Source organism: Horticoccus luteus (assembly GCF_019464535.1).
GTDB classification, from domain to species: domain Bacteria; phylum Verrucomicrobiota; class Verrucomicrobiia; order Opitutales; family Opitutaceae; genus Horticoccus; species Horticoccus luteus.
In genome coordinates this window covers 2,303,745-2,318,179 of sequence record NZ_CP080507.1, presented here as the reverse complement: position 1 = coordinate 2,318,179, position 14,435 = coordinate 2,303,745, and the positions used below count along the sequence as shown (strand labels likewise).

Below are 14,435 nucleotides of genomic sequence, written 5' to 3'. Positions count from 1 at the left end.
GGGAGATTTAAAACCGGCGACGACCGCCGCCGAAGGGACTCGACGAAGGTGCGCTGGCTTGCGCCTCGGGAAAGAAAGCGCTGGTGAGGATCTCGTCGCCTTCCTTCAGCCCGTCGATGATTTCGGTGTAGGAGCCGTCGTTGATGCCGAGTTTGACGGTGAGCGCCTGCGGTTGCGGCGGCTCGTTACCGCGGCGCACCAAGCGGTAAACCGTGCGCGTGACGGGGCCGGTGGGAGTGGCGTCGTGGCCGCCGCGATGGCCGCGGAGCGCGCTGAGGTCGATCCCGCGTTCTTTGGCGAGCTGGCGCATTTTCTCGCGCACTTCGGTGGAGGGCGGGCCGCTGCCGGGCGTGAAGCCCGCATCGCGCATCAATTGCGCCATTTGCGCTTTGCGCTCGTCGTCGGTGAGAGGTTTGGGCGCGGGCGCCGTGCCTGGCTCGGGTGCGGGTGCAGGCGCGAGCATGTCGTCGGGAATCCGGACGCGCAGGGCCGCGTTGGGGAGGCGCAGCGCATCGGGCCGGCTGGCGATGATGATGGAAACGTTGGCGGTCATGCCGGGCTTGAGTTTCAGATCGGCATTACTGACGTCGATGAGCGTGATGTAGGTGACGACGTTTTGCTCGGTGATCGGCGCGTTGCGAATCTGCGAAACGCGGCCGTGAAACTGGCGCCCCGGATAGGCATCGACGGTGAACGTGGAGTCCTGCCCGTCGGCCACGCTGCCGATGTCAGCCTCGGCGACGTTGGCGTTGATCTGCATTTTCGAAAGATCGTTCGCGATGGTGAAGAGGGTGGGGGCGTTGAGGCTCGCGGCGACGGTCTTGCCGACTTCGGCCAGGCGATCGATCACGATGCCATCGATGGGCGATTTGATGGTGCAGCGATCGAGATCGACGCGGGCGGAATCGACGAGCGCTTGCTTGATCTGCGCTTGAGCGTCGGCTTGGGCGAGCAAGGCCTCGGCTTGGTCAAGGTCCTGTTGGGTGACGAGGTTCTTGGTGCGCAGTTCGCGGGTGCGTTCGGTGTTGAGGCGGACGAGCGTGCGATTGGCCGTGGTGTTGGCGAGGTCGGCTTCGGCCTGACGCAACCGGGATTGGTAGGTGGCGGGATCGATGGTGGCGAGCACCTGGCCTTGTTTGACGGGCGAATTGAAATCGACCTGCACGGAGTTGATGAGGCCGGAAATCTGGCTGCTGACGTCGACGCTGGTGACCGGTTGCAATCCGCCGGTGGCGGTAATCGTCTGGGTGACGGTGCCCCGGCCGATTTTGGCCGTGGCGTATTCCGGCGGGGCGGAGTCGCGGTGGCTGAACCAATACCAACCGCCGGCGGCAAGCAGCGCGACGATCACGACGGCGAGAACGATCCCGCCTGAGCTATGCGATTTGGCCATGAGAAGAAGAGAGAGTGTGAGGATTCAAGACTGGCGAACCAAAACGATGCGGCCTGCTGTGTTGCAGAGGCGCCGGTCTGGTCGTTGACGTCAGTCGCCGCCAAAAGTGACGGCAAGTTTTGCGGAAAACGCGGCCAAGCGCGGTGGACGGCGACGCAGGCGGTGGCGTCGGCAGAGGCGACGAGCCGGGCCGCCGACCCTACACGCGAGCGCCGCAAACGTCAGGGGCCGAACGCTTGGCGCAGGGCGGCAGCGACGTGAGGTGGCACGAATTTCGACACATCGCCACCGTAGCGGGCGACCTGTTTGACGAGCGACGAGCTGGTGTAGCTGAACTGCTCGTTGGGCATGACGAAAATCGTTTCGAGGCGTTCTTCGAGGTGTCGATTCATCAACGCCATGTTGAACTCGAATTCGAAATCGGAGAGGGCGCGCAATCCCCGGATGATGGCCTGGGCCTTTTGAGCGATGGCGAATTCCACGAGCAAGCCGCCAAAGGTCGCGATGCTGACATTGGGGAAGCGTTCCACCACCGGGGCGATCATGGCGGCGCGTTGAGCGGCGGTGAACAGAGGGCTTTTCCCTGGATTATCGGCGATGGCCACCGTCACGCGGTCAAAGAGCCGGGTGGCCCGCTCGAGCACATCGAGATGGCCATAGGTGATCGGATCGAACGTGCCGGGATAGATGCAGTGGCGCATGGAAGAAAAGGCGGACGAGGGGCGCCGGTATGGACGCGGTGGCGCGGAGACATGACAACAGAAATCCCGTGGGGGCGAGAAACGACACGGCGGGTGGCGGGGACCGCGTGGAAGGCACGGGGTGGGCGGGTTCCAGATTGCATTTCGAGGCGGGGCTGTGTCTCGTGACGGCGCTTTTGCGGATGAATCTTCCGAACCTAATCACGCTATCACGCATACCGCTGATGTTCGTCATCGTGGGTTTGATGTATTGCGAGTGGCTGGGGGCGGCGTCGCTGGCGTTCTGGCTGTTCATCGCCTGCGCGATTGGCGACGGGCTGGATGGTTATCTGGCGCGGCGGCTGGGTTTGGTGTCGAACTTCGGCAAGTTGATGGACGCGTTGACCGACAAGATCATGGTCATCGGCCTGGTCATCGCATTCGTCGACAAGCACGAGATACCGGTGCCGCTCGCGTTGATCACGCTCTGTCGTGAGTTTATCATCACGGGGATGCGGATGGTGGCGGCGTCGAAAGGCGTCATCGTGGCGGCGGACAAGGGCGGGAAGAGCAAGACGGCGACGCAGCTCATCGCGCTTGGGTTTTTATTGGGCGCGCCGATGGTCGCCCAGGATTGGGCTTACTTTTGGCCGCAGGATTTAAGCGTGTTCACGGAATGGGTGCAAAAGATCGGCTTGTTTGGATTCATCGTCGGCACGTTTCTCGCGGTGTGGTCAGGCGGGCGTTACATCAGCCGTTATCGCGGCGTGTTTTTCGACGGGGCCAACGAATGAAGCTCCAGCAACCGCTTTGGCCGCGGTTCCTGCCTACGCGGACGGTGATCAATTGTGCGACGTTGGGCGCGCTGGGCCAGCGGCTGCCGGCGCCGGGGACGTGGGGCTCGGTCGCGGGACTGCTATATTTCGTCGTCTTCTTCTATTCGCTGGGCCTGTTCGGCACAGTGGTTTTGAGCGTGATAGGGATCTATTTTGCGGTCGCGCTTTGCGGTGAAGCGGAATTGCGCATGGGGCGAAAAGATCCCGGCGAAGTGATTCTGGATGAATTCGTCGCGATGCCGCTGTGTTTTCTCGGGTGGTTTCAACTGATCCACATTTTCCCGCCTTGGGTCGTGGCCGTGCTTGGGTTTGGTTTGTTTCGCGTGTTTGATATCACGAAGCCATTCGGGATCGCGCGCCTGCAGCACTTGGTCGGTGGATGGGGCGTGGTGATCGACGATGTCGCCGCCGCGCTGGCCACCTGCGTAGTGCTGCATCTCGCCGCCGCGCTTTGGCCGTTGATTTAGACGATGGGCGCAAAAAAACCGGCGGGAGTCACCGCCGGTTGAGCAGGGCAGAGTAATCGGGCGCGCTTACTTGGCGAGCGATTGGCGGAGGTCGGCGAGTTGATTGGCGCTGCCGAGGAGGACGTTGCGACCAGCGATGAATTTCGCGTATTCCTCGATGAAGATTTTGCCCGGCGGGCGGAAGTCGAAATCACCCGGCTTGTCGCGGAAAAATTCGCGGTGGACGCGCGTCCAAACGAGGCGGCCATCGGTGTCGATATTGACCTTGGTGACGCCGAGCTTGGCGGCGGGCAGATATTCGTTGGGATCGACGCCCATGGAGCCGGCGATCTGGCCGCCGGCGGCGTTGATGCGATCGACTTCGTCCTTCGGCACCGATGAAGAGCCGTGCATGACGAGCGGGAAGCCGGGGAGGCGGCTCTTGATTTTTTGCAGGACGTCGAAGTGGAGGGACTGCTTGCCCTTGAACTTGAACGCGCCGTGAGAGGTGCCGATCGCGCAGGCGAGGGAATCGCAGCCGGTCAGCTTGACGAATTTTTCGGCTTCGGCCGGATCGGTGAGGCAGGCGTTGCCCTCTTCGACTTTGATATCTTCTTCGACGCCGCCGAGCATGCCGAGCTCCGCTTCGACGGAGATGCCTTTGGCGTGGGCGGCGTCGGTGACGCGTTTGGTGATCGCGACGTTTTCGTCGAACGGGTCGTGCGAGGCATCGATCATCACCGACGAATAAAAGCCGGAATTGATGCAATCGTAGCAGGTTTCCTCGTCACCGTGATCGAGATGGACGGCGAAGATCGCGTCCGGGAAGATCTCGGCGGCGGCGCGGATGACGGCTTCGAGCATCCGTTTATCGGTGTATTTGCGCGCGCCTTTCGAGATTTGGATGATGAACGGCGCCTGCGATTGGATCGCTCCCTTGAAGAGCCCCATCGCCTGCTCGGCGTTGTTGATGTTATAGGCGCCGACGGCATACTTGCCGTAGGCATGCTTGAAGAGTTGGGCGGTCGTGACGATCATGGTGAGATTAAGCGGCTACATCCTTCGCCCCGCCCGCGGCTGGAACAAGCTTTTAACCTGACTTACGTCAGCCGCCGCCCGGTGCCGTGGCATTGGGGGAAGGCCGAGGCGGCGCGGTGCCGGCGCCTTCGCGTTGCTGGCGAAGGGAGCGCATGAGCTCCTGCTGCTGGAGTTGCTCCTGCTGGTAGTTTTGCAAGGCGGTCAGCTGGTCGGGCGAGAGCACGCCTTGGGCACGGGTCAGGGCTTCGTTGGAGATTTGAGCGCCGCCCATCGAAACGCCCATCGAGGCGAGCATGTTTCCGCGGGCGGAGAGTCCGGACGCGGGATTGGCATTGGTCGCGGCGGTGTCGGCGAGAATCTGCACCAGTTGGTCGGTTTGGGCGTCGGTGAGCGGAGTCGACGTATAACTCAGGCGCTGCGCGAACTGGTCGACGGCGGTGCGCTGGGGAAGCGTTTTCTGATACTGCTGATAATCGGCGTAACCATCATCGCCGAGGACGGAGCGGATGTTGTTATCAACCTCCGTCTGAGCCTGGGTGACCATCTGGCGGAACTCATCGCGATCGGTGCGGGGATTGATTCCTTGGGCCCGGGCGGCGGCGGCGACATCGATCAAGGCGCTTTGCTTTTCGACGAGCAGGTTTTTGAACTGCGCGAGTTGGGCGGGCGTGAGGGCGAGCTTCTTGAAAAGCGTCGCGTAATGCCCGTCGAGGGCGGCGCGCTGCTGCATGGCGACCAGCTTCTGCGCCTCGGGATTGTCGAAGAAACTGCGCATACTGGACCGGCGCGATCCGCGGCGGTCTGGACGGTGGTCCTCCGCGGAACCGGCGTCGTCGGGCTCTTCCGCCGGCGAGTCCTTCTGCGCCACCGCGGCGGCGGGCGCGGCGACGGCGGTGGCGGGGGCGGCGCGCTTCTGCCAGGCTTCGCGTTGCTGGGCGGCCGCGACGGAGGCGCGCAGGGAAATAAGGTCGTTGTATTCCCGCCACGAAACGTATCCGCCGGCGATGCTGACCAAGAGAAGCAGGACGAGGACGTAGTTTTTAGCGGATTTCACGGTGGGGTGATGACGTAAGCTGCGGCCGCCAGTTACTCAAGCTTCGCTGGGCGCCGCGAAACCACGTGCTTTCGTCGTCGTTTGCGCGAAGAACATTCGCGCGGCCCGCGCTGATCCCGTGCAAGACGCATGAGTGAGCCTGTCGCCCATGTTCGCGAGGTTTTGGCCACGGCAACCGAGGGTGGTCGCCGCTTCCCGCGCAGGGTGACCCGCGCGGGAGTTGGAAGAATAACGGCCGACAGGTTTGTTACCGGGGCGGGAACTCGAACTCCGCTTTGTCCTTCTTGGCCGAAAGCACGAGGTAGGCGGAGAACTTGTTGCCGCGTTTCGAGGTGAAGCCCTCGATGAGACCGGTTTTTCCGTCCGCCAGCAATTGTTTGACCTGCTCCGGACTGATTTCCTGTTCGCAGAGCTTCTTCGTCAACTTGAACACCTGCCGGTTGTCCTGATCGGGTTTGCGGACGTAATAGGTGCCGTCGAGTTCAACGAGCTCGCCGCCTTCGTGCGCGGGACTTGGGCCCAGCACGGGGGCGTCGGCGAGGTTGACCTTCGCGCGCGCCTTGCGCTCGACGGGCTTGCCGTCCTTGCCGATTTTCGGCGCGCGGGGCGGAAATTCCCAGGCGATGCGGGCGCCTTCGCGTTTCAGAAACGCGTCGAATGGCCGGCCCTTCTTGGAAATGAAACCCTGGATGAGGCCGGTCTTGCCGTTGGCGATCAGGTCGACGGCCATCTCTTCGGTGATGGTCTTCTGGCACATGATGCGGCCGACGCGAAACGTTTGCTTCCAACCGTTCTCCGACGAGGGATCGCGTTCGCGCACGATGAAGCTGGAACCGTTTTCGCAAAGCTCGGCGCCGGTCACGGGGTCGGTCCAAAACGGCACGAGTTCGCCGATGTTGGCTTTGTCGCCAAAGTCGAACTCGGTCTTCCATTTGCCGGCTTCCTCGTCTTTCACGAGTTTCAGCAGGGCGGAAAAACGGTTGCGGGTTTTCGCGGAGACGAAGCCGTCGAGCGGGCCGACTTTGCCGTGGGTGACGAGTTCGCGGATTTCGGATTCTTCGAGACGGCGGCCGCCCACGATCTTGTAAACCATGAACTCGCCGTCCTGGGATTTGTAACCGCGCAGCGTTTCGCGGAGCGGTTTGCCGTCGGTGGGCGAGGGGATGTCGGTGACGCGGGCGACGGAGTCGTCTTCTTCAAAACCCTTGACGCGTTCCACCAGCCCGCGGGTGTTCGCGACGATTTCCGCCATGAATTTTTCGCGGGAGAATTTCTGGTGCTCCATCTCGCGCAACTGAAATTCCCACTCACCGGTCATCGCCGGACTGGTGATGTCGGTGGCTTTCACGGCGGTGAGAAACTGGATGAGTTGCTCGGCTTTGGCGGAAGGCACGAGTTCGCGCTGATTGCGGTCGATGTATTTCTGGTAGATCAGCCCGTCGATCGTGTCGGCGCGGGTCGCCGGCGTGCCGAGGCCGCGCTCTTTCATCGCTTCGGCGAGTTCCTCGTCGTCGACGAGTTTGCCGGCGGTTTCCATGGCGGAGAGGAGGGTCGCTTCCGTGTAACGCGGCGGCGGTTTGGTGGATTCCTCGTGGAGCGTGGCGGATTCGGTTTTCGCCTGCCCGCCATCGGCGGCAGAGAGGGCGGGCAAGGATTTCGCGTTGGGCGCGGCGGCATCTTCGCGGTCGTCGATCGAGGTCTTGCCGTAAACCTCGAGCCACCCGGCGGAGGTAAGCACCTTGCCTTCGGTCTTGAACGTGTGATCGGCGACCACGCTCAAGCGCGTGGTGACGTCGAATTCTGCGGCCGGGTAGAAGGCGGCGACGAAGCGCCGCGCAATCATGTCGAAAAGCTTCGTTTCAGCTTCGTCGAGTTTTTTGGCCTCGTAGGCGGTGGGTATGATCGCGAAGTGATCCGAGACCTGGGCGTTGTTGAAGATGCGTTTGTTGAGCTGCACCCAACCGCGATCGAGGGCCTTTTGCGCGTGGGTCTGCAATGAGCCGGACACATTGGAGAGCGTCTCCCGCACGACGGGCAGATAATCCTCCGGCAGCGCCCGCGAGTCGGTGCGGGGGTAGGTGATCATCTTGTGCTTTTCGTAGAGCGCCTGCGCGATCTGCAGGGTGCGTTTCGCGGAAAAGCCGTAGCGGCCGTTCGCCTCGCGTTGGAGCGTGGTGAGGTCGTAGAGGCGCGGCGCGATTTGCGTGCTGGCCTTCTTCTCTTCGGAGACGGACGCCATCGGCTGGCCGTGGCAGGCGGCGAGCACGGCTTCGGCGTGAGCTTTTTCCCAGATGCGGTCGACGCGGTCGTGTTCGTCGCTGCTCTTCTTAAAATGCGGACGTTGGTAAACGCCTTCGTAGCTGCCGCTGGCGACGCCGAACTTCGCGGTGACGCGCCAGTAGCCGCGCGGCACAAAATTGCGGATTTCCAGCTCGCGGGCGTAAACGATGGCGAGGGTGGGCGTCTGGACGCGGCCGACGGACGCGACGTTGCCGGCGCGCGAGCCAAACATGCGCTTGGTGATGGCGCGGGTGCCGTTGATGCCGATCAGCCAATCGCTCTCGCTGCGGCACTTGGCGGCATCGGCGAGGCCCTGCATCTCGGCGCCGTCGCGCAGGTGGCGGAACGCCTCGCGAATGCCCTCGTTGGTCATCGACGAGAGCCAGAGGCGTTTCACGGGGTGCTTGTTCTTCGCGAGTTGGGCGAGATTGTTGAAGATCAACTCACCCTCGCGGCCGGCGTCGCAGGCGTTGATGACGAGGTTGATGTCCTTGCGGGCGATGAGGCGCTTGAGCTGATTGAATCGTTCCTTCGACGCCTCGATCGGTTTGAGTTCAAACTGCTCGGGAATGATGGGCAACGTCTCGAGCCGCCAGAAGCCGTATTTCTTCTTGTCGATGTCTTCGGGCATCTGGAGTTCCACGACGTGGCCGACCGCGGACGAGATGACGTATTCGTCGTTCTCGTAGTGGTCGCCGGTCTTGGGAACTTTGCCGAGGGCGCGCGCGATGTCTGCCGCCACCGACGGCTTCTCGGCGATGATCAGTTGCTTCATTGAGGACGCGAGCGGTTATGGAGCGCCCTCGCCGATTTCAAGGTTTAGTTTTTGGGGCGGCACCGGAAAGCGGGGGAAAAGCGCCGGCGCGGCGGCCTATTTCGCGCCGAGCCAGACCGTGCGCACGTAGCGGGAGAGTTGATCCCGGTGTTGCGCCCGATAGTCCGCGTAATCGGCGGCGATTCCGGCATCCGCGCGATCCAACAAAATATGTGCTTCCAGCAGGCCATCGCGGTCCATTTGCGCGAGGAATTCGATCACCGCACTGTGGGCGAGGATGTTGGGATCGCGCGGGTTCTTTTCCTTCAACTCGTCTGCAATGAGAACGAATTTCCGCAAGCCGTCGGCCTCCTCAGCCAACGAATGACGGTAGGAGGCGAGGGGGATCTTGCTTTCCGTGACGTAAGCGGCTCGAGCGATGACGTAGGCGAGAGACAGTGCGCCGTCACGAGGGTCGCAGTTCACCCCCATCTTGCCGTCGGCGATGGCGAGTGAGCCGCGGGGAAACGAAACGTCAGGGAATTGCACACGGGACGCCGCCGCGGCTGCCCAATGGAGCAACATGGCACGCGTAATCTTGCTATACGGCGCGGCGACCAAAGCTGCGATGTAGCTATCGCGTGCCGCGGTGTATTGGCCAAGGCGCAACAAGGCGTCGCCGCGATAACGGTGCGCAGTTTCGACGTCGGGGTCGATGGCGATGGCGCGGTCGAACCATTGCACGGCGGCGGTATTTTCGCCGCGCGAGAAAAAGACATCGCCCGCGAACAGGGCGGCTCGATGGCAATGCGGATCGACCGCGAGGGCGCGTTGATAGCAGGCGAGCGCGCCGTCCAAATCACCGCGGGCGAATTTCTTTTCGCCGTCCGAGACCAGTTGGTTGGCTTCGGTCTGGTTGGAATAGGTGACGGCCACCGGTGAACCGTCATCCGCGATGGACGAGAGAATCACATCGATCATCAGATTCCGGGAGCCGCGTTCTTGGGCGGCGAGGGCGAAGCGGCGGGCGCGCAGGCGAAGCGCCTTGGCCTCGTCAGGAAGGTCGCTGCGATCCGCACGTTTGCCGAGCTCGACCGCCCACTTGGCCAGGGCGTCAGCGTTTCCACCGGGCGCGAGCAGCTCGCGCTCGTGCGCGTCGGCCGGCGTCAGCACAGCGAGCGCGGAATGGCGACCGGATGTTGGCGCAGACGAGACAGGGCGCGGGCCGTTGGTGGTCTCGCAGCCGGGCAGAAGCAGGATGGCCGTGAGGGCCAGTAAGGGGGCGCGGGTCATGGCGCCCCGGAGGTTGGGAATTATCCGACGCTTTGTCGCGGCGTTTCTGCGAGGGCGGCGTCGAAGGCCTTGAGCATCGCGGCGATGGTCTCGTCGGTTTCGTCGCCCATGTTCGAGATGCGGAAGGTCTTGCCTTTCAGCTTGCCGTAGCCGCCGTCGATCACGAGGCCGTGCTTCGATTTCAACGTTTTGTTCAACGCGACGAGGTCGACGTTGAGCGTGTTGGCGAAACAGTTGAGGGTGACGGAGCCGAAGCCTTCGCGCGGAAAGAGTTTGAAGCCGTGCGCGAAGAGATGGTCGCGTACGGTTTGGTTGAGGCGCGCGTGGCGGGCGTAACGTTTTTCCAGACCCTCGGCGTTGATGTCCTCGAGTTTCGATTTGAGCGCGTAGATGAGCGGGATGACGGGGGTGCTCGGCGTCATGCCGTTTTCGTGGTTTTTGTGAAACTCGAGCAGGTCGAAATAATAGCCGCGGCCTTCGACTTGGGCGGCGCGATCGCGGGCGCGTTGCGAGGTGGCGATCAATGAAAGGCCGGGCGGCAGCGCGAGCGCCTTCTGCGAGCCGGTGATCAGAATGTCGATGCCGAGTTCGTCCTTCTTGATCGGCAGCGCACTGAACGAGCTGACGGTGTCGACGATCGAGATGACGTCCGGAAATTCGCGCACCACGGCCATCAGCGCGCCGAGGTCGCTCATGCAGCCGCAGGACGTTTCGTTGTGGATGATCGTGATCGCATCGTAAGCGCCGGTGGCGAGCTCGCGACGGACGGCCTCGGGATCGACGGGCTGGCCCCACTCGAACTTAAGCGCGCCGGCGGGTTTGCCGCACCGCAGCGAGACGTCGTTCCACTTGTCGGAAAACGCGCCGTTCATGCAGTTGAGCACCTTCTTGCGGGTGACGTTGCGCACGGCGCCTTCCATCGAGCCCCACGCACTGCTCGTGGACAGGTAAACGGGATCCTGCGTGTAGCACAGCGCCTGCAGGGCGGGCTGGATGCTTTGGTAGAGGGCGACGAAATCGCTGCTGCGATGGCCGATCATCGGCTGCGCCATGGCGCGAAGGGTCTTGTCGGAAACCGCGATGGGACCGGGGATGAAAAGTTTGTAGCTCATGGTGCGAAGAAAATTCTCGTTTACGTAGCGACAGGGCAAAATCAGCGTCAACGTTCATCGAGAAATCTGCATGTCACAAACCTGGCTAAAAAAACGCCTCAATGCGCTCGAGCTCTATACGGTCGACGTCATTTTGGGGCGCCGGGCGGATGCAGGGGCGGTGGTTTACGGGGCGTTTTTGCAGGTGTTGTCGTATTTGTTCAGCGGCATCGCGCAGCTGCGCTTCTGGCTTTATCGCAACCGCATCCTGCACGACCAGCCGCTGGGGTGCCTGGTCGTGGTGGTGGGCAATCTCACGGTGGGCGGGACGGGCAAGACACCGGTGGTGGAGAAGTTTGCGCGGGCGTTACGCGATCGCGGGCGGCAGGTGGCGATTTTGAGCCGCGGTTATAAAAGCAAACAGCCGCCGGTCTGGCGCCGCTGGTGGCGGGCGTTTACCGATGGCGCGGAGCCGCCGCCGCGGATCGTGAGCGACGGCAAGCGCGTGTTGCTGGATTCGGAACAGGCGGGCGACGAGCCGTTCATGCTGGCGCGCAATCTGCCCGGCGTGATCGTGCTCGTGGACAAAAACCGGGTGAAGTCGGGCGCCTACGCGATCAAGAAATTCGGCTGCGACACCCTGATTCTCGACGACGGCTTTCAATATTTGCCGCTCAAGGGTCGGCTCAATCTGCTGCTTGTCGACAAGACCAATCCATTCGGCAACGGCCACCTGCTGCCGCGGGGAATTCTGCGCGAACCGGTGAAGCATCTAAAGCGGGCGAGCTACATCTTTCTCACCAAGTCGAATGGAGAAAGGGACAACGAACTCGAAGCGCTCATTCACGAGCACAATCCCGACGCCGACATCATCGAGTGCGCCCACCGGCCGCAGTATCTGCAGCGCCTCGGATCGGAGGAGCGTCAACCGCTGAGCTGGCTGAAAGATCGGCGCGTGGGGGCGTTCAGCGGAATCGCGACACCCGAGAGTTTTGAGAAGTTTTTGCGCGATCTCGGCGCGAAGCTGATGTGGCGGGAGCGGTTTCTCGATCACTACCGTTATGCGGATGAGGATTTGACGGCCGTGTTTGCGGCGGCGGTGGCGGCAGGTGCCGAGTGTGTGGTGACGACGGAGAAAGATGCCGTGCGGTTGCCGCTGGAACTCGGTCCGAAGGCGACGCTGCCGCTGTATTATCTGCGCCTGGAAATCGACATCATCCGCGGTGCGGCGGATTTCGATGAGGCGGTGGGGCGGATTTGTTTTCCGACGACGAAGCCGCGGAGTTGACCGGGATTTGGCCGACCGGGTCGCGAACCGACGTGGGGCCCGCGCGCCGGTGCTGACGCCCGACGAGGCCCGCTCAAGGCCCGGCGATGCGCGAGCACGCAGGCGCGCGGAGGGCGCTTTCCCCCTTGCCGGGGAGGCGGCCGATGCGGTTAGCATACCGCATGATTATCGACCCTCGGTTTAACACGTTGGCGGAAGGCCTGACTCGTTTTTCGACGGGCTTGAAAAAGGGAGAGCGCGTGCTGATCGACGCGTTCGATGTGCCGGACGCGATGGTGATCGCGTTGATCCGTGCGGCCCGCGCGCGCGGCGCTCATCCGACGGTGCAAATCCACCGCGCGCGGGTCACGCGGGAGCTGACGCTCGGCGCCGAGGAGGCACAATACGCGCCCCACGCCGAAGTCGAACTCGCGCGCATGCAGAAAATGGACGCCTACATCGCGCTGCGCGGCTCGGAGAATATTTTCGAGGCGTCGGATGTGCCGCCGGAAAGAGTTCAGCTCATCAGCCGGCTCATGAAACCGGTGCTCGATCACCGCGTCGGCAAAACGAAGTGGGTGGTGTTGCGCTGGCCGACGGCGTCGATGGCGCAGCAGGCGGGCATGAGCACGGAAGCCTTTGAGGATTTTTATTTCCGGGTGTGCACGCTCGATTACGCGCGGATGAAGCCGGGCATGAAAGCACTGGCCGATCTCATGCGGAAGACCGATCGCGTGCAGATCAAGGGACCGGGCACGGACCTGACGTTTTCGATCAAGGGCATTGGAGCGCAGGAATGCGGCGGTCTGCGCAACATCCCCGACGGCGAGGTGTTTTCCTGCCCGGTGAAGGAAAGCGTGGAAGGCGTGATCCAATACAATGCGCCGACGGTTTACCTCGGCAGCTCGTTCGATCACATCCGTCTCGTTTTCAAGCGAGGCCGCATCGTCGAAGCGACGAGCAACAACACGAAACGCCTTAACAGCATTCTCGATAGCGATGCCGGCGCGCGTTACATCGGCGAGTTCGCGATCGGATTCAATCCGCACATTCTTGAGCCGATGCGCGACATCTTGTTCGACGAGAAGATCGCGGGCTCGTTTCACTTCACGCCCGGTCAGGCCTACGAGGATTGCGGCAACGGCAACAAGTCGCAGGTGCATTGGGACATGGTGTGCATCCAGCGGCCGGAATACGGCGGCGGCGAAATTTGGTTCGACGGCAAACTGATCCGGAAGGACGGCATGTTTGTGCCGAAGTCTTTGCACAAATTGAATCCGGCTTATCTGCTCGGCCAGGAATGAGCGGCCTCGACGAGGCGACGCGGGGTTTCATTCGGGCGCTGCCGAAGACGGAGACGCATCTCCACGTCGAAGGCGCGCTGCCGTATGAGTTGCTGACCGCCTGGCAGCCGGAACGGTTTCCGCCGGCGCCGGCGTTTCGCGCGCGGAGTTATCGCTACGAAACGTTTCCCGACTTCGAGCGCATCCTGCTCGAAAACGCGTTGCCGTGGTTTACGACGGCGGAGCGGTATTACGAGGCGGCGCGGGTGATGTTTGCGCAGCACGTGGCGCAAAACGTGCGTTACGTGGAGACAAGTTTTCATCTGCCCGTCACGCAGTTCATCGGCGTGCCGGGGCCGGAGATCATCCGGGCGATTCGGGCCGCGGTGCCGGCGGGACTGGACGTGCGGGTGTTCACGGGGATGCCGCGCGACGCGTATGCGGGGCCGCTGCAAGCGACGATCGACGATCTGGAAAACTGGGATGACCTGACGGGCGTCGACCTGCACGGCTTTGAGCAGATGCCGACGGAGGCGTGGACGGCGCGGGTTTGGCCGCGGTTGCGCGCGGCCGGAAAAGTGACGAAGTGTCACGCGGGGGAATTCGGCGGGGCGGACCGCGTGCGCGAAGCGGTGGAGCAACTCGGCGTGACGCGCATCCAGCACGGCGTGCGCGCGATCGACGACGCGGAGGTGGTGCAGTTATGCGCGGACCGCGGGGTGACGTTTGATATGTGCCCGATCAGCAACGTCGGGTTGCGAGTGGTGCCGTCGATCGCGGCGCATCCGATCCGGAGATTCATGCAGGCGGGCGTGCGGTGCACGGTGAGCACGGATGATCCGCTGTGTTTCGCCAACACGGTGGTCGACGAATACGAGACTCTTGCGCGCGAGCTCACCTTCACCCGCGCCGAGCTGGCCCAGGTGGCGCGCAACGGTTGGGCGGTGGCCGATGTGCCCGCGGCGACGCGGGTGGCGATGCTCGCGGAGATCGACGGACTGGCGAAGGCGGCGGACTGAC

Annotated in this window: 12 protein-coding genes; 5 read left to right on the top strand and 7 right to left on the bottom strand. The window is 62.8% G+C overall.

The annotated features are described in order from the left end of the window. Positions 1-7 precede the first annotated feature (7 nt). Both K0B96_RS09685 and coaD read right to left on the bottom strand, forming a co-directional pair. Entirely contained in the window at positions 8-1,393 is a 1,386-nt protein-coding gene (locus K0B96_RS09685) for an efflux RND transporter periplasmic adaptor subunit (protein ID WP_220160703.1), read from the bottom strand. 221 nt (positions 1,394-1,614) lie between these two features. Further along, positions 1,615-2,094: a pantetheine-phosphate adenylyltransferase gene (gene coaD, locus K0B96_RS09680; RefSeq protein WP_220160702.1), complete on the bottom strand. Its 480-nt coding sequence runs from the start codon at positions 2,092-2,094 to the stop codon at positions 1,615-1,617. A gap of 182 nt (positions 2,095-2,276) precedes the next feature. Between coaD and pgsA the strand changes: the two genes are divergently transcribed. Further along, the gene (gene pgsA / locus K0B96_RS09675; protein ID WP_220160701.1) at positions 2,277-2,867 is read left to right on the top strand and encodes a CDP-diacylglycerol--glycerol-3-phosphate 3-phosphatidyltransferase; all 591 of its coding nucleotides are present in this window, start codon (positions 2,277-2,279) and stop codon (positions 2,865-2,867) included. After that, positions 2,864-3,376: a phosphatidylglycerophosphatase A family protein gene (locus K0B96_RS09670; RefSeq protein WP_220160700.1), complete on the top strand. Its 513-nt coding sequence runs from the start codon at positions 2,864-2,866 to the stop codon at positions 3,374-3,376. The genes pgsA and K0B96_RS09670 overlap by 4 nt, the downstream gene beginning before the upstream one ends. A gap of 66 nt (positions 3,377-3,442) precedes the next feature. Here K0B96_RS09670 and K0B96_RS09665 read toward each other — a convergent pair whose 3' ends face one another. From K0B96_RS09665 to K0B96_RS09645, 5 genes are all read right to left on the bottom strand, one after another. Then, on the bottom strand, positions 3,443-4,393 hold the full coding sequence (locus tag K0B96_RS09665; protein WP_220160699.1) for a class II fructose-bisphosphate aldolase: 951 nt from the start codon (positions 4,391-4,393) through the stop codon (positions 3,443-3,445). A 67-nt stretch (positions 4,394-4,460) separates the two neighbouring features. Beyond that, positions 4,461-5,447 (bottom strand): hypothetical protein, encoded by a 987-nt coding sequence (locus tag K0B96_RS09660; protein ID WP_220160698.1) that lies wholly within the window; start codon positions 5,445-5,447, stop codon positions 4,461-4,463. A 247-nt stretch (positions 5,448-5,694) separates the two neighbouring features. Further along, positions 5,695-8,502, bottom strand: a complete 2,808-nt coding sequence (locus tag K0B96_RS09655) for a type IA DNA topoisomerase (protein ID WP_220160697.1) — start codon at positions 8,500-8,502, stop codon at positions 5,695-5,697. A 96-nt stretch (positions 8,503-8,598) separates the two neighbouring features. Continuing rightward, positions 8,599-9,774: a tetratricopeptide repeat protein gene (locus K0B96_RS09650; RefSeq protein WP_220160696.1), complete on the bottom strand. Its 1,176-nt coding sequence runs from the start codon at positions 9,772-9,774 to the stop codon at positions 8,599-8,601. Between the two features lie 20 nt (positions 9,775-9,794). Continuing rightward, the gene (locus K0B96_RS09645) at positions 9,795-10,886 is read right to left on the bottom strand and encodes a pyridoxal-phosphate-dependent aminotransferase family protein (RefSeq protein WP_220160695.1); all 1,092 of its coding nucleotides are present in this window, start codon (positions 10,884-10,886) and stop codon (positions 9,795-9,797) included. Positions 10,887-10,956: 70 nt separating this feature from the next. Here K0B96_RS09645 and lpxK point away from each other — a divergent pair, with 70 nt between their 5' ends. The 3 genes from lpxK to K0B96_RS09630 all read left to right on the top strand — a co-directional run bounded on the left by lpxK (position 10,957) and on the right by K0B96_RS09630 (position 14,434). After that, positions 10,957-12,153: a tetraacyldisaccharide 4'-kinase gene (gene lpxK, locus K0B96_RS09640; protein ID WP_220160694.1), complete on the top strand. Its 1,197-nt coding sequence runs from the start codon at positions 10,957-10,959 to the stop codon at positions 12,151-12,153. 161 nt (positions 12,154-12,314) lie between these two features. Beyond that, the gene (locus tag K0B96_RS09635; protein ID WP_220160693.1) at positions 12,315-13,436 is read left to right on the top strand and encodes an aminopeptidase; all 1,122 of its coding nucleotides are present in this window, start codon (positions 12,315-12,317) and stop codon (positions 13,434-13,436) included. After that, positions 13,433-14,434, top strand: coding sequence for an adenosine deaminase family protein (locus tag K0B96_RS09630; protein WP_220160692.1), 1,002 nt, complete (start codon positions 13,433-13,435; stop codon positions 14,432-14,434). The genes K0B96_RS09635 and K0B96_RS09630 overlap by 4 nt, the downstream gene beginning before the upstream one ends. The last annotated feature ends 1 nt before the right edge of the window (position 14,435 follow it).

What these genes read in the sequence shown, in the direction of transcription:
- K0B96_RS09635 (WP_220160693.1), top strand. Translation starts at nt 12,315, where the DNA reads ATGATTATCGACCCTCGGTTTAACACGTTGGCGGAAGGCCTGACTCGT.
- K0B96_RS09665 (WP_220160699.1), bottom strand. Translation starts at nt 4,393, where the DNA reads ATGATCGTCACGACCGCCCAACTCTTCAAGCATGCCTACGGCAAGTAT.
- K0B96_RS09685 (WP_220160703.1), bottom strand. Translation starts at nt 1,393, where the DNA reads ATGGCCAAATCGCATAGCTCAGGCGGGATCGTTCTCGCCGTCGTGATC.
- lpxK (WP_220160694.1), top strand. Translation starts at nt 10,957, where the DNA reads ATGTCACAAACCTGGCTAAAAAAACGCCTCAATGCGCTCGAGCTCTAT.
- coaD (WP_220160702.1), bottom strand. Translation starts at nt 2,094, where the DNA reads ATGCGCCACTGCATCTATCCCGGCACGTTCGATCCGATCACCTATGGC.
- K0B96_RS09670 (WP_220160700.1), top strand. Translation starts at nt 2,864, where the DNA reads ATGAAGCTCCAGCAACCGCTTTGGCCGCGGTTCCTGCCTACGCGGACG.
- pgsA (WP_220160701.1), top strand. Translation starts at nt 2,277, where the DNA reads ATGAATCTTCCGAACCTAATCACGCTATCACGCATACCGCTGATGTTC.
- K0B96_RS09645 (WP_220160695.1), bottom strand. Translation starts at nt 10,886, where the DNA reads ATGAGCTACAAACTTTTCATCCCCGGTCCCATCGCGGTTTCCGACAAG.
- K0B96_RS09630 (WP_220160692.1), top strand. Translation starts at nt 13,433, where the DNA reads ATGAGCGGCCTCGACGAGGCGACGCGGGGTTTCATTCGGGCGCTGCCG.
- K0B96_RS09650 (WP_220160696.1), bottom strand. Translation starts at nt 9,774, where the DNA reads ATGACCCGCGCCCCCTTACTGGCCCTCACGGCCATCCTGCTTCTGCCC.
- K0B96_RS09655 (WP_220160697.1), bottom strand. Translation starts at nt 8,502, where the DNA reads ATGAAGCAACTGATCATCGCCGAGAAGCCGTCGGTGGCGGCAGACATC.